This is a genomic window from Erythrobacter sp. JB1-7 (assembly GCF_057365015.1).
This window is the reverse complement of sequence record NZ_CP200291.1, coordinates 705,973-723,123: the sequence shown is the minus strand read 5'-3', so window position 1 is coordinate 723,123 and position 17,151 is coordinate 705,973. Positions and strand designations below refer to the sequence as shown.

At 59.3% G+C, this 17,151-nt stretch carries 16 protein-coding genes; 6 read left to right on the top strand and 10 right to left on the bottom strand.

What is annotated here, in order from left to right; genetic code table 11:
- Window positions 1-15: 15 nt before the first annotated feature.
- The 3 genes from ald to AC0V6W_RS03625 all read left to right on the top strand — a co-directional run bounded on the left by ald (window position 16) and on the right by AC0V6W_RS03625 (window position 3,118).
- Complete coding sequence (gene ald / locus AC0V6W_RS03635; RefSeq protein ID WP_486147241.1) at window positions 16-1,098, top strand: alanine dehydrogenase; 1,083 nt, start codon at window positions 16-18, stop codon at window positions 1,096-1,098.
- Window positions 1,099-1,299: 201 nt separating this feature from the next.
- On the top strand, window positions 1,300-1,947 hold the full coding sequence (locus tag AC0V6W_RS03630; RefSeq protein WP_486151461.1) for an alternative oxidase: 648 nt from the start codon (window positions 1,300-1,302) through the stop codon (window positions 1,945-1,947).
- Between the two features lie 64 nt (window positions 1,948-2,011).
- Window positions 2,012-3,118, top strand: coding sequence for an S-(hydroxymethyl)glutathione dehydrogenase/class III alcohol dehydrogenase (locus AC0V6W_RS03625; protein ID WP_486147239.1), 1,107 nt, complete (start codon window positions 2,012-2,014; stop codon window positions 3,116-3,118).
- Between the two features lie 72 nt (window positions 3,119-3,190).
- Here AC0V6W_RS03625 and AC0V6W_RS03620 read toward each other — a convergent pair whose 3' ends face one another.
- The 9 genes from AC0V6W_RS03620 to tsaD form a co-directional block, all read right to left on the bottom strand.
- Window positions 3,191-4,201 carry a fumarylacetoacetate hydrolase family protein gene (locus AC0V6W_RS03620; RefSeq protein WP_486147237.1) on the bottom strand — a complete coding sequence of 337 codons (1,011 nt, stop codon included), beginning with the start codon at window positions 4,199-4,201 and terminating at the stop codon, window positions 3,191-3,193.
- Window positions 4,202-4,222: 21 nt separating this feature from the next.
- The gene (gene maiA, locus AC0V6W_RS03615; RefSeq protein ID WP_486147235.1) at window positions 4,223-4,858 is read right to left on the bottom strand and encodes a maleylacetoacetate isomerase; all 636 of its coding nucleotides are present in this window, start codon (window positions 4,856-4,858) and stop codon (window positions 4,223-4,225) included.
- A gap of 242 nt (window positions 4,859-5,100) precedes the next feature.
- Entirely contained in the window at window positions 5,101-6,276 is a 1,176-nt protein-coding gene (locus AC0V6W_RS03610; RefSeq protein ID WP_486151459.1) for an acyl-CoA dehydrogenase, read from the bottom strand.
- A gap of 189 nt (window positions 6,277-6,465) precedes the next feature.
- Complete coding sequence (locus tag AC0V6W_RS03605; RefSeq protein WP_486147233.1) at window positions 6,466-6,831, bottom strand: response regulator; 366 nt, start codon at window positions 6,829-6,831, stop codon at window positions 6,466-6,468.
- Between the two features lie 64 nt (window positions 6,832-6,895).
- Window positions 6,896-7,474, bottom strand: a complete 579-nt coding sequence (locus AC0V6W_RS03600) for a helix-hairpin-helix domain-containing protein (RefSeq protein WP_486147231.1) — start codon at window positions 7,472-7,474, stop codon at window positions 6,896-6,898.
- Window positions 7,475-7,670: 196 nt separating this feature from the next.
- Window positions 7,671-9,386 (bottom strand): vWA domain-containing protein, encoded by a 1,716-nt coding sequence (locus AC0V6W_RS03595; RefSeq protein WP_486147229.1) that lies wholly within the window; start codon window positions 9,384-9,386, stop codon window positions 7,671-7,673.
- A gap of 113 nt (window positions 9,387-9,499) precedes the next feature.
- Complete coding sequence (locus AC0V6W_RS03590) at window positions 9,500-10,987, bottom strand: lipopolysaccharide biosynthesis protein (protein ID WP_486147227.1); 1,488 nt, start codon at window positions 10,985-10,987, stop codon at window positions 9,500-9,502.
- 73 nt (window positions 10,988-11,060) lie between these two features.
- The gene (locus tag AC0V6W_RS03585) at window positions 11,061-12,056 is read right to left on the bottom strand and encodes an NAD(P)H-dependent glycerol-3-phosphate dehydrogenase (RefSeq protein WP_486147225.1); all 996 of its coding nucleotides are present in this window, start codon (window positions 12,054-12,056) and stop codon (window positions 11,061-11,063) included.
- The gene (gene tsaD, locus AC0V6W_RS03580) at window positions 12,053-13,132 is read right to left on the bottom strand and encodes a tRNA (adenosine(37)-N6)-threonylcarbamoyltransferase complex transferase subunit TsaD (protein ID WP_486147223.1); all 1,080 of its coding nucleotides are present in this window, start codon (window positions 13,130-13,132) and stop codon (window positions 12,053-12,055) included. Before tsaD ends, AC0V6W_RS03585 begins: the two co-directional genes overlap by 4 nt.
- A gap of 44 nt (window positions 13,133-13,176) precedes the next feature.
- Between tsaD and hemC the strand changes: the two genes are divergently transcribed.
- Genes hemC through AC0V6W_RS03565 form a run of 3 tightly spaced genes read left to right on the top strand, consistent with a single transcriptional unit; the run spans window position 13,177 to window position 15,845 of the window.
- On the top strand, window positions 13,177-14,127 hold the full coding sequence (gene hemC, locus AC0V6W_RS03575; protein ID WP_486147221.1) for a hydroxymethylbilane synthase: 951 nt from the start codon (window positions 13,177-13,179) through the stop codon (window positions 14,125-14,127).
- Window positions 14,124-14,837 carry a uroporphyrinogen-III synthase gene (locus AC0V6W_RS03570; RefSeq protein WP_486147219.1) on the top strand — a complete coding sequence of 238 codons (714 nt, stop codon included), beginning with the start codon at window positions 14,124-14,126 and terminating at the stop codon, window positions 14,835-14,837. Before hemC ends, AC0V6W_RS03570 begins: the two co-directional genes overlap by 4 nt.
- A gap of 57 nt (window positions 14,838-14,894) precedes the next feature.
- Window positions 14,895-15,845 (top strand): hypothetical protein, encoded by a 951-nt coding sequence (locus tag AC0V6W_RS03565; RefSeq protein ID WP_486147217.1) that lies wholly within the window; start codon window positions 14,895-14,897, stop codon window positions 15,843-15,845.
- Window positions 15,846-15,860: 15 nt separating this feature from the next.
- On the opposite strand, the gene AC0V6W_RS03560 is transcribed toward AC0V6W_RS03565, so the two are convergent.
- The gene (locus AC0V6W_RS03560; RefSeq protein ID WP_486147215.1) at window positions 15,861-17,087 is read right to left on the bottom strand and encodes an FAD-dependent monooxygenase; all 1,227 of its coding nucleotides are present in this window, start codon (window positions 17,085-17,087) and stop codon (window positions 15,861-15,863) included.
- Window positions 17,088-17,151: the final 64 nt, after the last annotated feature.

Here is a 17,151-nt window from a genome sequence, read left to right as displayed (position 1 = left end):
GATAAGGAGAGAGCCATGCTGGTCGGTGTCCCCAAAGAAATCAAATCGAGCGAATTTCGCGTCGGCCTAACCCCCGAGGCGGTGCGGGAATACATCGCCGCAGGGCATTCGGTGCTGGTTGAAACGGGCGCGGGGCTGGGTATCAGCAAGACGGATGCGGATTACGCCGCCATTGGCGCAGAAATCGTTGATACAGCGCAAGAGGTTTTCGCCCGCGCTGAAATGATCGTTAAAGTCAAAGAGCCGCAGCCGTCAGAATGGGTGCAGCTTCGCGAAGGGCAAATCCTCTTCACCTATCTCCACCTCGCTCCTGATCCCGATCAGGCGCGCGGGCTTATGGAAAGCGGCGTTTCCGCTGTTGCCTATGAAACGGTGACTGCGCCTGATGGATCGTTGCCATTGCTAGCACCCATGAGCGAAGTTGCAGGCCGCTTGTCAATCGAGGCGAGCGCACATTCCAGCCACAAGGTCCACGGCGGACGCGGTATTCTGATGGGCGGCGTTCCCGGAGTTCTGCCCGCCAAAGTGGTTGTGATCGGCGGCGGGGTTGTCGGCACGCAGGCCGCGCGCATGGCAGTGGGGCTAGGCGCGAATGTCGAAATCCTTGACCGCTCCTTGCCGCGCATTCGCGAACTTGACGATATGTTTCAGGGGCGCGCCGTCACGCGTTATTCGAATGCGGGCACGATCGAACACGCCATCACCGAAGCAGACGTGGTGATCGGCGCTGTGCTTATTCCCGGCGCCAGCGCGCCGCGATTGGTGACGCGCGATATGCTGGGCCTGATGAAGCACCGTGCGGTGCTGGTTGATGTGGCCATCGATCAGGGTGGATGTTTTGAAACGTCAAAACCGACAACCCATGGCGAACCCACTTATATCGTCGATGACATCATCCATTATTGCGTCGCCAATATGCCGGGCGCAGTGCCGCATACATCAAGTTATGCGCTGAACAATGCGACCATGCCTTTTGGATTGGCGTTAGCCAATAAAGGGATCGCCGCGTGCGAGGATGATCCTTATCTTGCGCCGGGCCTCAATGTGCACCAGGGGAAGATTGTAAATTCTGCAGTATCTGACAGTTTGGGCTTCTAGTTGTTGCAGGGAACCGAACAGTGCTTGCATGCATTCTTAGGGTAATCGCAGCTGCGGATACGTATATGCGAACTGCCGACAGAGACTTTGTCAGGGCGCTCGACAATGGGGTTGAGTAGAAGGGGCGAAGTCACTTGAGAGTGCTTTTCCGTGAAACACATCGATACCCGCCCGCTGGTCCGCGAAGTCAACAAAGATGCGGTGATTAACAGCCACGTTACCCCGGAAACGACGAGCGATAAGATCGCGTTTTCGTTTGTTAAACTGCTGCGCTTTTTCGCCGATACCCTCTTTGCCAAACGCTATGGCCACCGCGCTGTTGTGCTGGAGACCGTTGCCGCGGTTCCGGGCATGGTTGGCGGATTATGGCAGCACCTTCGCGCGCTGCGCCGCATGCGCGACGACGAAGGCTGGATCCGCACTTTGCTGGATGAAGCCGAGAATGAGCGGATGCATCTGATGACTTTTATCGAGATCGCGCAACCCAGCAGGTTTGAGCGCGCTCTGATTGTCGCTGTCCAGCTTATCTTCTACAACTTCTACTTCTGGCTATACCTGTTCGCCCCGCGCACCGCGCACCGGGTTGTTGGCTATTTCGAGGAAGAGGCGGTCATCAGCTACACTTCCTATCTCGCAGAGGTTGATGCAGGCCGTCATGAGAACCTTGCCGCACCGCAAATCGCGATTGATTACTGGCAATTGCCCGCCAATGCGCGGCTGCGTGATGTCATCATTGCCGTGCGCGCGGATGAGGCAGAGCACCGGGATGTCAATCATTGCTTTGTTGATGCGCTCGATGAACGGCGCGAGGGATCGCGCGATAAGCGGCGTAAACTCGGCGAAACCTGATTGCCGCCCTTGCGCCTCCTGATTGCTGCGCATAGCGATGCGCAAACACCGGGAGGAGTGATCCATGAAGACCAGAGCCGCCGTCGCTTTCGAGGCCAAAACACCGCTTGAGATCGTCGAGCTTGACCTCGAAGGCCCCAAACACGGCGAGGTGCTGGTCGAGATTATGGCCACCGGTATCTGCCACACCGATGCCTATACGCTCGACGGGCTGGACAGCGAGGGGTTGTTTCCTAGCGTGCTGGGCCATGAAGGCGCAGGCATTGTGCGCGACGTGGGGCTGGGCGTCACCTCGGTCGCGCCCGATGATCACGTCATCCCGCTCTACACGCCTGAATGCCGGCAGTGCAAAATGTGCCTTTCGGGCAAGACCAATCTGTGCAGCGCTATCCGCGACACGCAGGGGCGCGGCCTTATGCCCGATGGAACATCGCGGATGAGCTATAAGGGTGAGACGATCTATCACTATATGGGATGCTCGACCTTTTCGAATTTCATCGTCCTTCCCGAAATCGCGCTTGCCAAGATCCGCACCGATGCCCCGTTTGAAAGCGCGTGTTATGTCGGCTGCGGCGTCACGACCGGCGTGGGCGCTGTCACCAATACGGCCAAGGTTGAGCCCGGAGACAATGTCGTTGTCTTTGGCCTCGGCGGGATTGGCCTCAATGTGATCCAAGGCGCGAAGATGGCGGGCGCTGACCGGATCGTTGGCGTCGATATCAACCCTGCCAAACGCGAATGGGGTGAGAAATTCGGGATGACCGACTTTGTGAACCCCAAAGAGACAGCCGATGTCGTCGCGCATTTGGTCGAATTGCTCGACGGCGGCGCGGATTACTCCTTCGATTGCACCGGCAATACCGACGTCATGCGCCAAGCGCTCGAATGCTGTCACAAGGGGTGGGGCACCTCGATCATCATTGGCGTCGCCGAAGCGGGCAAAGAGATCGCGACCCGCCCATTTCAACTCGTCACAGGACGCAATTGGCGCGGGACAGCTTTTGGCGGGGCCAAAGGCCGCACCGATGTGCCCAAAATTGTCGATTGGTATATGAACGGCAAGATCGCGATTGATCCCATGATTACGCATCAGCTGACACTGGAAGAGATCAACAAAGGCTTTGACCTCATGCATTCAGGCGAAAGCATCCGTTCGGTTGTGGTCTTCTGATGCGCGGCGACATCGCAGCGATGTGAAAGAGCGCCGCCGCACTATCGCGGCACTTGCAAGTAGGAAAGCGGTTTAGACCGCCACCACGTTCTGCTCAATCGCGCCAAAGATCGAATGGTTGTCCGCATCGCGCATTTCGATCCGCACAGCATCGCCCGGTTTCATGAAAGGAGTGGCCGCCTCGCCATCGCGGATCGTCTCGATCATGCGGATCTCAGCAATGCACGAATAGCCAAGCCCGCCATCCGCCACGGGCGTGCCCGGACCGCCATCTGCACCCTTGTTCGACACTGTTCCTGATCCAACGATTGTGCCTGCGCAAAGCGGGCGGGTCTTGGCGGCATGCGCGACCAGCTCTGCCAGATTGAAGGTGGCATCAATGCCCGCTTCAGCGCGCCCGAATGCTTCCCCATTATAGTCCACCATCAACGGCAGATGGACGAGGTTACCTTTCCACGCATCGCCCAATTCATCAGGTGTCACCGCAACGGGGGAGAAGGCTGTCGGCGGTTTGGACTGGAAGAAGCCGAACCCTTTCGCCAGTTCGCCCGGTATCAAGCCGCGCAGTGACACATCATTGACTAGCATGACAAGCTTGATGTGGCCTGCCGCGTCATCAGCCGACACACCCATTGGCACGTCATCCGTGACAACGGCAATCTCGCCTTCCATATCGCAGCCCCAGCTGACATCGCCCAGGGGGATATTGCCGCGCGGGGGCAGGAATGCGTCCGAGCCGCCCTGATACATCAGCGGATCAGAGTAGAAACTCTCCGGCACTTCGGCGCCGCGGGCCTGACGCACCAGTTCGACATGGTTGATATAGGCGCTGCCATCCGCCCATTGGTATGCGCGCGGCAAAGGCGAATGCGCCTCGCGTTCGTGAAAGCGTTCGCACGGCACGGCTTCGTGTTCGACATCAACGCTAAGCAGCTCAAGCTTCGGCGCGATATGCTCCCAATCATCCAATGCCGCTTGCAGAGTTGGCGCGATATAGCCTGCTGCGCAGCACCGTGTGAGGTCTTTCGAGACCACCACCAGCTTTCCATCGCGGGTTCCATCGTTGAGTGTTGCAAGCTTCATGAACGGTCCTTTTGCTGCGCGCTATTGCGCATCTGTCTGCTTGTCGGGATGCGCGCCCTGAAAGGCGGGCAGGGCAAGGCACGCGGCCTCTATTCGGGTGATGCGGGGATGCAGCGTCAGGTCATAATGGAACCTTCGTGCATTGTAGATCTGCGGGATCAGCACCGTTTCAAACAGGCCGGGCGCATCGAACAGGAAGCTGCCAGTGCCCAGCTGTTTCAGCCGTTCCTCAACCGGGTCCAGCGTGCGTTTCAGCCAGTGGCGATACCAGTAATCGATGATGCGCTGCGAATGGCCCAATGGCTCTTTCAGATATTTGAGCACCGGCAGGTTGAGCGGCGCGTGCAGCTCTGTCGCAATCGCATAGGACAGCTCGCGCGCGGTGTAACGCTCTTCCATATCCGCCGGTAGCAAAGCTGGGGCATCGGGGTATGCTTCATCCAGCCATTCCAGCAGCGCCATGGATTGCGCGCGGTCGCGCCCTTTGGCTTCCAGCATTGGGACAGAGCCAAACGGATTGCGCGCGGTGAACGCTTTGTCCTTTTGCGCCCCATCGCGCAGGTTCACCGGCACGTTCTCGTATTCGAGCCCCTTTAGCGCCAGCGCGATGCGCAAGCGGTAGGAGGTTGAGCTGCGGTAATAGCCATAAAGCTTCATATGATTGCCATTTCCTGACCGGTCCGTGGACCGCTCACCCCCCTGTTTTGCAAAATAGTGAGTTTCGCACAAAGCTCAGTTTTTGTTCGATTATCTTCAATTTGAGCGATGCGAAGTGTCACTTTCAAGTATCCAACAATTGGGGCCGCAGATTGTGCCCGTTATTTGCCAACTCTTAGTCTTTCACAGGCGTGTAGGACAGGGGGCGTTATCTGCCCCAAAAACGCCAGAAAAAGAGCCAGTTAAAACGCCGCCAGCCCAGTGATCCCCCGGCCAAGGATCAGCGCGTGGACATCGGCGGTGCCTTCATATGTGTTGACCGTTTCAAGGTTCACCGCATGGCGGATCACCTGATATTCTTCGGAAATGCCATTGCCGCCATGCATGTCGCGCGATTGGCGCGCGATTTCGAGCGCTTTGCCCACATTGTTGCGTTTGACGATCGAGATCATATCGGGGCTAAAGCGGCCTTCATCCATCAATCTGCCCACGCGCAGGCTCGCCTGAAGGCTGAGGGCAATATCGCTCATCATATCAGCAAGCTTGCGCTGATACAGCTGGGTGCCTGCAAGCGGGCGGCCAAACTGCTGGCGATCAAGGCCATATTGGCGCGCGGCATGCAGGCAGAATTCGGCCGCCCCCATCGCGCCCCAACTGATGCCATATCGCGCGCGATTGAGGCAGCCAAATGGCCCTTTCAATCCCTGCACATGCGGCAGCAGAGCGGATGCGGGCACGCGCACATCCTCCATCACAATCCCGCCTGTGGTGGAGGCTCGCAGGGAGATTTTGCCTTTGATCTTGGGCGCGGACAGCCCCGCCATCCCTTTTTCCAGAACAAAGCCGCGAATGCCGCCGCCATGCTCTTCGGATTTGGCCCAGACCACAAAGACATCGGCGAACGGCGAATTAGAAATCCACGTTTTCGCGCCAGAAATGATGTAATCATCGCCGTCTTTGCGCGCGGTCGTTTTCATGCCAGCCGGGTCGCTGCCTGCATCGGGTTCGGTCAGGCCAAAACAGCCGATCAATTCGCCAGATGCAAGGCCGGGCAGGTATTTCGCGCGCTGTTCGTCCGAACCATAGGCATAGATCGGATGCATCACGAGGCTGGATTGGACGCTCGCCATGGACCGGTATCCGCTATCGACCCGCTCTATCTCGCGCGCGATGAGGCCATAAGAGACGTAATTAGCGCCAGCTCCGCCAAATTCTTCGGGGATGGTCGCGCCCAAAAGGCCCGCTTGTCCCATCAGCGGAAACAGTTCGGGCGCGTCTGTTTCTTCGCGGTAAGCATCAATGACGCGGGGTTGCAATTCGCTTTGCACAAAGCCGCGAGCGGCATCGCGGATCATGCGCTCTTCTTCGGATAGCTGGCTATCGAGATCGAAGGGGTCTTCCCAATTGAACGGGACAATTCCCGCCGACGGATTGCGATCAGCTCCATCGCCGCGTGATGCAGCGCTGTGTGAGGGGGAAGCGGATTTGGGGGCAGTGCCGTGCACTAGTCTCTCCTGAAACTATTTATGCACGGACTCTTGCAGGTGCGGTCCCGCTAAGCAAGCAATTCCCGGCGCAGTTCGCATGCGCCGGTCATGCGTGGTGGATCACTCAGCAGGCTCAGCCTCAAGCACTTGGCTAACCGCGCTTAGAATTGCGGTCGGAGGGCAGGGTTTTGCCAAAGTGGTCGCCGACGGAAAGCGTTTGGCGACCTCGTCCTTGGCATCGCGGCCAGAATGGAAAATGATCGGTATGTTTTCAGCGTCCAGCTTTTCAGCCAGCGGGAACACAATGCCATCATCAAGAGCAATATCCAGGATGGCAAGATCAGGCTTTTCCTTTTGAAAGGCGAGCATGGCTGACGAGATTCCAGCATATGGCCCTTCGACCTCGTAACCGGCCTCTGCAACGGTGTCGCACAGGTCGAAACCTGTGATCAATTCATCTTCAGCGACCAATATCCGTGCAGCCATCAGCGTCCTCCTTTAAGTGCAACGTTAACTGTAACACAAATTGGACACCATTGTCGCAGCAAATTTACGTGTTCTGTCCGAACTTAGCTGCAAACCCCGATTTATCGTCTGCGGCCAACAGCTTAGCCTGCTCAACCCAGTGATCGCGCGTAATGCGTCCCTGGAACCGGCCCAGCATAGAATCGATGCGTTCGATGTCAGCATCGCTCCAAGCGGCAATCTGGGCAAAGCTGGTGATTCCCTGATCGTTGAGGATACCGGCAAGTTTTGGTCCGACCCCTTTGATCGTGGTGAGATCATCCGGCGCGCTTGTGGTTTTCGGCGCGGCTTTTGGCGCAGGTTTCGGAGTGGGTGCAGGGGCAGGTGCAGGTTGGGCCGTGGGAGCCGGAGCAGGCTTAAGCTCAGGCTTAGGCTCAGGCTTGGGTGCAGGCGGAGTAACGCTCGGAGTGACAGCCGCAGGCGCGGCATCAATCAGCGCCTGATTGCGCGCAGCAGGCGCAGCGCCTTTATCCAGCACATCGCCGCGAGTGAGACCCGCATCGCGGACCACAACGGTCGATTTGCCAAGGCCCAGCAAAATGCCCGCTGCAATGAAAAACAGGAGCACGCCAAGGATAAGCAGCACTATGGAAATGGTAGACATGGTGAAAACTCTCCGCTCAGAATCGATGTCGCGAACGCGGTGTAGCAGCGGATTTGTCCCGTGCGCTAGTGGTGCGGTGCAGTCGCAGGCCAAAACCCGCATGCGATGACGCATCGGCGCAGCAAAAGGCCCGCGCCAGCATAACTGCTACGCGGGCCTTATTGTGTTGGGCGATGGCGGTTGCCGCTGGCCGCGATCAGCCGCCTTTCATTCCTTCTGCGAGCGCGTTCAATTGCAGGAATTCCTGCCGCCAATAATTGCTTTGCTTGCCCGCAAGCGCGCCGACATCGGCGTGGTCAAAGCCGTTCATCAGCTCATCGCCCCGCAAAATCTGGCCAAAGGCGGCCACCGATGCGGCAAAGGCAAAGTCTCCGCGCGGCGCTTTGGCGGTGGCCAGCGCATCGCTGCGCACGATGGTGTCAATCAGGCGCGATGTGTCGCCACCCGGCAGTTTGAACCGCAATTTGACATGCGCCGCCTCTGTCATGCGGCTAGTTGCCGCTTCGGCCTGATTGTCCTCATACCGGCGCGGGGCGATCCAGCCTTTGGTTCCCGCGGGCACAATCTCGTAAATCGCGGTCACCTGATGGCCTGCGCCAATATCGCCTGCATCAATGGCGTCATTGTCAAAATCCTGCTCGCGAAGCGCGCGGTTTTCATAGCCGACAAGCCGGTATTGACTGACAATCGCCGGGTTAAACTCCACCTGGATTTTCACGTCCTTGGCGATGGTAAAAAGGGTTGAGGACATCTCATCGCCCAGCACCTTTTTGGCTTCCAAAGCGCTGTCGATATAGGCGTAATTGCCATTACCGTGATTGGCGATCTGCTCCATCATCGCTTCGTTGTAATTGCCCCTGCCAAAGCCAAGCGTGGTCAATGTGATGCCGGTATCGCGCTTTTTCTCGATCATTTCGATCAGCGCGTCATTATCGGTCTGGCCCACATTAAAATCGCCATCGGTCGCAAGGAGCACGCGGTTGACGCCGCCTTTGATGAAATTGTCCTCGGCAATATTGTAGGCAAGCTGCAAACCCGCCCCGCCAGCGGTCGATCCGCCAGAGCGCAATTGATCGAGCGCGCGCCGGATTTCGTTCACGTCATTGGTGGGTTCCAGCACCAGGCCCGCAGCGCCTGCATAGACAACGATGGAAACGCGGTCCTTTTCGCCCAATTCGCCCGCAAGACCGGCCAAAGCGGTTTTGACCAAGGGCAGTTTATCAGGCGACCCCATCGAACCTGACACATCCATCAGAAACACCAGATTGGCAGGTGGCCGCTCTGTCCGGTCAATGTCATAGCCGCGCAGGCCAATGCGCATCAGATAGCTTTTGTCATTCCACGGCGTTTTGGCGACATCGGTGGTGACGCTGAAGGGTACGTCGCGCGTTTTTGGCCGATCATAATCATAGCGGAAGTAATTGATCATCTCCTCCGTTCGGACAGAGGCAGCAGGCGGCATTGCGCCATCTGTTAGGAAGCGGCGTGTGTTGGTGTAAGCGCCTGTGTCGACATCGACGCTGAAAGTTGAGACAGGCTCGCTCGCGACGAGTTTGACAGGCGAGACTTCCTCCCCGTCATAGCGTTCGCGGCCCGGATCGGTGGGGACGACCACTGGAGGCACGTAAATGCCGGGCGAGGGCGCAGTGCGTAAGGCTTGCGCTGCGTATCCGTCTGTGCGCTTGCGCGCTGTAACGGTGATTGTTTGGTTTTCGGCCACAACCGGCTCAGACGGTGGGGGCGGCGGCGGCGGTGGAGGCGGCGGGGCCACCGCAATATCTGTCTTATCGTCACCTTTTGCCGTGCCTGCATTGCCAAGGTCACCAGACTGCTGGCCCGCGCATCCGGCAAGCGCCACGCTGAGCGCTGCGATACCGACAAAACCTCTGCCCTTAAGTGCGGCGATATTCATACCCTAACCCCTTTTCTTACCCGTCATGAGGCTCGGCTCATGGCACTGAATGCTGAGTGAATGGAGCTATCAGGAAGTTGTAAGGAGCAGGCCCGCCCGGCATTTCAGCGCATCTATTCAGCAGGTTGCGCAGGCTTCTTCGCAGAATTTGGCCGGAAGAGAACCTTGTCCTCCTCACCAAATCCGCGTTTCCAGATGACATAGCCGTAAAGCGCAAGGATCACCGGAATGCCGATTGCCAGTTCCACCCATTCGGGCAGGAACGTGAACGCATATCCGGCCACCACTGCGGGCGCTGCGGCATAGACCAGCGCCCAGCGCCAGTTGGATACGGGCGCTTTCAGCAAGGTTTTGAGCACCAATGCTTTCACCAGGCTCGACACTGTCAGCGCGCAGAACAAGGCGGCAGCGGGCATGGCAGCTTCGAACCCTGCATCGACCTCATAGGATTTGGCGACTAGAATGAAGGTGATGGTCAAGGCGGCCTGCAACGCCAAAATCCCGACAGATATCGCCAGATTGCGCTTTTTCGCGATATAGACGAGCACACTTTCTGAAACGACCGCCATGCTGGCGGCAACCTCTGCCGCGAGCAGAAATGCCAGCGCTGCCGTGCCTGCAACATAGGCCGGGCCCCACAGGCCCATCACCCCTTCGCCCGGTATGCCCAGCGCCAGCGCAATGCCCAATTGGATTGCGATAATCCAAAAGCCCACTTGCCGCACCTGGCTGGCGATTGCGGCCATATTGCCGGTTTTCAAATTCTTGGTGATGACGGGCGAGAGGATCGGCTCAAATGAGGTTTTCAGCTTTTGCGGCAAGCTCGCGATTTGTTGGGCGACGTAATAGATGCCAACGGCGGCAGGCGGAGCGAACAGGCCAAGGATAAAGATATCCAGCAGCCGCGTGCCGCGCTCCACCGCGTCCGCGCCCACCAGCGGGAAAGCGGACGATGATTGTTTGAGCATGGCTTTACCATTCGGTCGCCACCCTTTTGGCAAGCCATAGGTGCGCAAAAACGGCCACAGCGCTGTCACCAGCCCCGCCAGCACCGAAAACAGATAGGCAAGGCCAAGCCCTGCATCGCGGGTCGCATCGAAAAACAGGAACACGCCCACCGCAATTGATATCGCCCACGGTTCAACAATCGCGCGCGCGCGCACTGTGGTTGCGATGTCATAGCGATAGGCCTGCGCTGCCAGCACAATCTCCGTCAGCGCAAAGGCGGGAATGGCCGCGATCATCCACATATCGAGCGGCGAGTTCATCCCATTGGGAAACATCACCTGCGGGAAAATCAGCAGCGCAAGGGCTGCGACGCTCGAAAAAACAAGCCCCAAAAGCAGCCCATCATAGACCAGATTGGTCTCTGCCTGCGGATCGTCATTCCCGCCCAGCCGCAATCTTTGCGCCAGTCCGCGTTTTTCGCCAAGCGAACACACAAGGCCGATGATCTCAATGAGAATAAAGGCAGAGGCAAACCGCCCCAGCGCATCTTCCCCGTAATAGCGTGCGGCAATAATCAGAAACGGAATGCGCGCGAGCAGGCGCACGACAAAGCCCATGGTGTTCTGCCGTCCGCCTTTGGCCAATGCGGCCATATCGGAATTATCCCCGCCGGGCTCACCGCCGGGCTGTGGTGGGGGGCGGGCGGCACGGTTGGCGGAACGCTCTTCACGCAGGCTTTTCCGCTTTCAACGGGCGGGCAAGCAGGCTGGCGACCGCTTTACGCGGATCTTCGCCTTTCAAAATGGCATCAACCGCAGCGACAATCGGCATTGCGATGCCGCGTTTCCGGGCAAGGTCAGCCAGAACGGGCGCGGTGTGCGCGCCTTCTGCAACGGTGGTCCGGTCTGCCATCAAATCAGCCGCTTTGCCGCCTTCGCCCAAGGCTTTACCAAGCGAGAAATTGCGGCTGGACGTGGAGGAGCAGGTCAGCACCAAATCGCCCATGCCGCAAAGCCCGGCAAGCGTTTCGCTGCGCGCGCCAAGCGCTGCGCCGAACCGCTCCATTTCTGCGTATCCGCGCGCAATCAGGGCCGCGCGCGCATTCTGGCCAAGGCCAAGCCCATCGACTAGCCCGCACGCAATCGCGAGCACGTTTTTCACCGCGCCGCCAATTTCTGCGCCTGTGACATCGTCGGAATAATAAGGCCGGAATGCTGGCCGCGCGATGGCGGGTTTAAGCCGTTCCCACTGCGCCTCGCCTCCGCCGCAAGCGAGCGTAACGGCTGTGGGCAAGCCGCGTGCCACTTCGATTGCGAAAGTGGGGCCGGACAGCACCGCGATATCGCTATTAGGACATGCCGCGCGCGCCACATCATTCATCAGCCGTCCGGTTCCCGCCTCAATGCCTTTGGAACACAGGATGAGATCGCGCGGCTGCGCGCTAAAGTTTTTAAGAACACTGCCCAAAGCCTGCGCAGGTGTGACAGCCAAAAGCGTATCAAGCGGGGCAAGCTCTGTCAGGTCATCCGCCGCGCGGATTGTTTTGGAAAGCTGCGCGCCTGCCAAATATACGGGGTTTTCATGGGCCTTATTGATGGCATCGGCCACTTCGCTCTCATACGCCCACAACACGACATCGCGCCCGTCTGAGCTGAGCATTTGCGCCAAGGCCGTGCCCCAGGCGCCCGCGCCAATCACGCCGATGGTTTCGTGTTTGCTCACGCTTTCACCCCTGCGCCCCGAGCTTTTTCCGCTTCTTTGTCGAGCGGCCAACGCGGGCGCGCTTTAAGATCGAGCGGATCGCCTTTGAAGCCCGGCTCAATCGCCAAGCGCTCAAGCCCGGCCCATGCGATCATCGCTGCGTTATCGGTACACAGCGATAGCGGCGGCGCGGTAAAGCGCATGGCGTGTTGGGCCGCGAGCGCCTCAAGCGATGCGCGAACCGATTTGTTCGCCGCCACTCCGCCAGCAACGACGAGCGCGGGCCACGGGCCGGACACGCTGAGTGCGTGTTCGAGCCGGTCTATCAGGCAATCAATCGCAGCCGATTGAAAACTCGCCGCGATGTCAGCGGGTGAGTGCTGTCCGCTTTCAAACGCGCGCAGCACCGCGCTTTTCAAACCTGCAAAGGAGAAGTGCGGTTCTTTCGATCCTTTTAGCGGGCGGGGCAGGGGAACCGCCGATGCATCCCCTTTGATCGCCAATTGTTCAACCGCCGGCCCGCCGGGATAGCCAAGGCCGAGGATCTTGGCGGTCTTGTCAAATGCCTCGCCCAAAGCATCGTCGATGGTTGTGGCAAGCCGGCGGTATTCGCCAACGCCTTCAACGCTCAAAATCTGGCAATGTCCGCCCGATACGAGCAGCAGCAGATAGGGAAATTCGAGGCGCTCATCGGCAAGGCGGGGGGACAAGGCATGACCTTCAAGGTGATTGATCGCGATCAGAGGTTTGTCCGATGCCATTGCGAGCGCCTTTGCACTGACAAGGCCGACCATAACCCCGCCGATCAGCCCCGGCCCCGCGGTTGCAGCAATCGCATCGACATCGCTCAATGCCAGTTCAGCCTCGTTCATCACCGCTTCGATCATTGGGGCCAATTTTACCGCATGCGCGCGCGCCGCGATTTCGGGAACGACCCCGCCATAAGGTGCGTGCTCCTCGTTTTGCGAGGCGATTTGCTGCGCGATAATGGTGCGATCATGGACGACCAAAGCAACCGCTGTTTCATCGCAGCTTGTCTCCACCCCAAGGACGATCCGGGGGCGTTTGTCAGGCCGAGATGGGGACGCAATGCTCATGGCTCTTTCAATGGGCATTGTGCGCAGCTATCGCAATGCCCGCAATGAGTATGTCACCCGATGAGAATACGAACAGCGCACCCCGGCTGAGACTGGGCACGCGCAATTCCCCGCTTGCCATGGCGCAGGCGCATGAAACCCGCGACCGGCTATGCGCGGCCCATGGCTGGGAGGAGGACGCGGTAGAGCTGGTGCCGGTAACAGCCAGCGGCGATAAAGTGCTCGATCGGCCTCTGGCAGAAATTGGCGGGAAAGCGCTCTGGACCAAGGAACTGGATCAATGGCTGGCTGAGGGGCGCATTGATGTGTCGGTTCATTCGGCCAAGGATGTAGAGACCGAGCGGCCCGATATATTCGCTTTTGCCGCATGCCTGCCGCGCGCTGACAGGCGCGATTGTCTGGTGGGCGCAGACAGCATCGCCGCCATCCCTAAAGGCGCCGTCGTGGGCACAAGCGCGCCGCGCCGCGCTGCGCAATTGCTTAACTTGCGCCCCGATTGCAAAGTCGTGACTTTTCGCGGCAACGTGGCAACCAGGCTGGGTAAACTGGCGACGGGTGAGGCGGATGTGACCTTTCTGGCCGCAGCGGGTCTTGAACGGCTCGGTCAAACCGATGTGGGCGTGGCTCTTGATGAAAGCGACTGGATCCCGGCTGCGGCTCAAGGGGTAATTGTTCTCGAAGCGCGCGCGGATGATGCGGCAACGCATGGGCTTTTGGCAGCGCTCGACAATGGGCAGGCGCGCGCCGAATTGGAAGCCGAACGCGCATTGCTCGCCCGGCTTGGCGGGACATGCCATTCCCCGGTCGCGGTTTTGTGCACAGGCGATGCCGCGCGGCTGACAATGCGCGCAGCCGTGTTCAGCCCGGATGGAAGCGAGCGTATTGCAGGTGAGGCAGGTTTTGCTCCCGGCGATCACACCGCGATTGCGAGGCTGGCCGATGATTTGTTGGCGCGCGCTGGCCCTGCGATCACGCAGCATTTCGGCGGGGCATGAACGAGCCGGGCTTTACCCCCTCGGCGCGGCCCGTGCTTGCCATTCGGCCAGAGCCGGGATTATCTGCGACAGTGGCGCTGGGGCGCAGCATCGGTCTTTCCATGCATGGCTGCGCGCTGGCGCAGGTTCAGCCTGCCGAATGGGCGATGCCCGATCCCGCCCAGTTTGATGCGATCTTGTTGGGCAGCGCCAATGCGATCCGCCATGGCGGTGATGCCCTCGCAAACCTGACCCATCTGCCCGTCCATTGCGTGGGCGATGCAACCGCGCGCGTGGCCGCAGAGGCAGGCTTTACCGTCGCCCTGTCAGGCACGGGCGGATTGCAGCGCGTCATCGATCAGGTGCGTGCGCCGATCCGGTATTTAAGGCTGGTTGGCAGCGAATATGTCGAACTTTCCCTGCCCGCCGGCGTCACATTCGAACCAGTTCAAACTTACAGCGTAACCCCGCAAAGCATGACGAAGGAGGCCGCAGACCTGCTGGATTGCGAGCCCATTGTCCTTCTCCATTCAGCCGCGATGACCCGGCAATTCATGCTTGAATGCAAGCGGTTAGGCTTGGACCGGAGCCGCATAACTCTGGCGGCCATGGGAGAACGGATTGCGCAGCCGGCGCGCGCAGACGGCGAGAGCGAATGGCGCGCTATCCACGTTTCCGGTGCGCCCAATGACACAGCATTGCTGGAAATGGTGCGAGACGTGTGCATATAAGCGGTAAGATTGACCGCGCGCCCCCGCGCACAAAGCGGTCGCAGGGTCTGGGATATAATGGAATCGAAATACGGCTCACGCCGCAAAACTGGCTCTCGTAAATGGCCCTTTCTGGCCAGCGTATTTGCTTTTGTCATTGGCGGCGCGCTGGTGGGATATGTCGTCTGGTACAATCTTGATGGCGGCGGCGCGGCCGAAGGCGCAGATACGCCAGCCGCGCTTGCAGGTGCTGGCGGAGCGTCGCCAACGCAAACACCCAGCGCGGTGATATCGCCATCGCCCACAGGCGGCGAATTGGCTGATGCAATTGAAGCGGACAATGCCGAAGAGGCGGTTGAAGTCGTCACCCGCGTTGCCGAACAGCAGGGCGGACTTGACCAGCGCATTGCGGCTGCTGAACAGCGCATCGCCCGCATTGATCTGCAAACGCAGGCCGCATCAGGCAACGCCGCGCGCGCTGAAGCTTTGCTGATCGCTTTTGCCACGAGGCGGGTGATCGAGCGGGGGGATGAGCTCGGCTATCTGGCGGATCAATTGCGGCTGCGTTTCGGTGATGAGCGGCCCAATGCGGTCAGCACGATTATCACCTTTGCACGCAGCAATCCGCGGATCAGGCTTGACCAGCTGATCCTGCGGCTGGACGGGCTGGCCCCGCAATTGACCGAAAGCGAGGACGGTTTTTCATTCGGCAATATCTCCCGCGAATTTCGCCAATTGTTTGTGATCAGGCGCGAAAGCACGCCGTCTGCTTTGCCTGAAAGGCGCCTTGAACGCGCGCGATTTGCGATGGAGCAGGGGCGCTATCAAAACGCGATTGACGAGATCAAGGCGCTGCCCGGCGCAGCGGCTGCCCAGGCGTGGATCACTGATGCGGAAAGCTTCCGCGACGTGATGATCGCGCTTGAAAACATCGAAACCGCAGCGGTGCTTGATCAGCAGGGCCTGCGCGATGGCACAGGCGAGGTCGTCCGCCAGCCAAGCCCGGTGGATAGCGCCGGTGAAAACTAATTCACCCGCTTAAGCCTAACCGCGCAGCAATTGCGGCAAATCGCCAGAAACACCGCGCGCTTCGTCCATAAAGAACGTCTTTAACGGCGCGGCGCGCTGCACGCCTGCCATACCAAGGCGGCGCACGGCGGATGCGGTTTTGCCCGGAACACCGAAAATCCGCGTAAGGCCATCGGTTGCCAGCGCCACCATAAAGCTGTCGAGCCCGCGCCAATTCTCATAGCGTTTGAGCAATTGCGCATCCCCCGGATCAAGCCCGATCCGCGCGCCATCCGCCAGCACTTCGACCAAAGCGCCCACATCGCGCAGACCAAGGTTCAATCCCTGCCCTGCAATCGGGTGGATGCCGTGCGCGGCATCACCGATCAATGCGAGGCGTTCATCAGTGATCTTGGCAGTATGATGGAAACCCAAAGGCCAGCTTGAACGCGTGCCCACTGTTTCCACCGTGCCCAAACAATCGCCCATACGTTCTTGTATTTCCGCTAGAAATGCGCGGTCGCCCAGTTTCATTACGGCTTTGCCATCTGCTTCGGATACGGTCCACACCAGCGAAGAGCGATGCGTTCCATCGGCATCATCATTCAAAGGCAGAAGCGCAAACGGGCCGGCGGGATAGAAGATTTCCCACGCGACATTGCTGTGCGGTTTGGAATGGGTGAGGCCGGCGATGATCGCGCGGTGGTGGTAATCCCACTTGGCAATGGCAATGCCGGCTTCATCGCGGGTGGGCGATCCGCGCCCTTCGGCAGCGATCATCAAGCGGCCTTTCAGCTTGCGATCATCGGCAAGGACTGCGGCCACACCAAATTCGCTGCGCTGGCGTTCGACGATGTCAGCCTTGGCCACCCAATTGATAAGCGGCTCGGCTGCTGCCGCTTCGAACAGGGCAAGGCGCAGGCGGCGATTGGGGAACATCCGCCCCAAAGTGCCTTCGCCTTCGCCCGGCACGAAATCGAGCCTGCCGGGGCGGTTTTGATCGGTGACAGCAATGCTGGCAATATCGCAGGCAAATGCCTCCATTCCGTCAGCAATGCCGATATTGGTGAACAGGTGCCAGCTGGCCGTGGAGATAGCCGTGGCCCGGTCATCAAATCCTTCGGCGGTCAGCTCTGCCGGGTCCGCGCGGTCAATCACATGGGAAGACATGCCCTTTTTCGCTGCCGATAAAGCCAGCGCCATACCCACAAGTCCCCCGCCGAGGATCAACAGGTCTTTGGTTTCAGTGTCGGCTTTGCTCATGTGTCACTTTCTGCGCGGCAATTGCGAATAGCGTGAGACCGTCCTAGAGGTTTCGCTGTGTCCG

Coding starts and splice junctions, on each gene's coding strand:
- ald (WP_486147241.1), top strand. CDS start 16: ATGCTGGTCGGTGTCCCCAAAGAAATCAAATCGAGCGAATTTCGCGTC.
- AC0V6W_RS03625 (WP_486147239.1), top strand. CDS start 2,012: ATGAAGACCAGAGCCGCCGTCGCTTTCGAGGCCAAAACACCGCTTGAG.
- AC0V6W_RS03620 (WP_486147237.1), bottom strand. CDS start 4,201: ATGAAGCTTGCAACACTCAACGATGGAACCCGCGATGGAAAGCTGGTG.
- maiA (WP_486147235.1), bottom strand. CDS start 4,858: ATGAAGCTTTATGGCTATTACCGCAGCTCAACCTCCTACCGCTTGCGC.
- AC0V6W_RS03605 (WP_486147233.1), bottom strand. CDS start 6,831: ATGGCTGCACGGATATTGGTCGCTGAAGATGAATTGATCACAGGTTTC.
- AC0V6W_RS03600 (WP_486147231.1), bottom strand. CDS start 7,474: ATGTCTACCATTTCCATAGTGCTGCTTATCCTTGGCGTGCTCCTGTTT.
- AC0V6W_RS03595 (WP_486147229.1), bottom strand. CDS start 9,386: ATGAATATCGCCGCACTTAAGGGCAGAGGTTTTGTCGGTATCGCAGCG.
- AC0V6W_RS03590 (WP_486147227.1), bottom strand. CDS start 10,987: ATGGCCGCATTGGCCAAAGGCGGACGGCAGAACACCATGGGCTTTGTC.
- tsaD (WP_486147223.1), bottom strand. CDS start 13,132: ATGAGCATTGCGTCCCCATCTCGGCCTGACAAACGCCCCCGGATCGTC.
- hemC (WP_486147221.1), top strand. CDS start 13,177: ATGAGTATGTCACCCGATGAGAATACGAACAGCGCACCCCGGCTGAGA.
- AC0V6W_RS03570 (WP_486147219.1), top strand. CDS start 14,124: ATGAACGAGCCGGGCTTTACCCCCTCGGCGCGGCCCGTGCTTGCCATT.
- AC0V6W_RS03565 (WP_486147217.1), top strand. CDS start 14,895: ATGGAATCGAAATACGGCTCACGCCGCAAAACTGGCTCTCGTAAATGG.
- AC0V6W_RS03560 (WP_486147215.1), bottom strand. CDS start 17,087: ATGAGCAAAGCCGACACTGAAACCAAAGACCTGTTGATCCTCGGCGGG.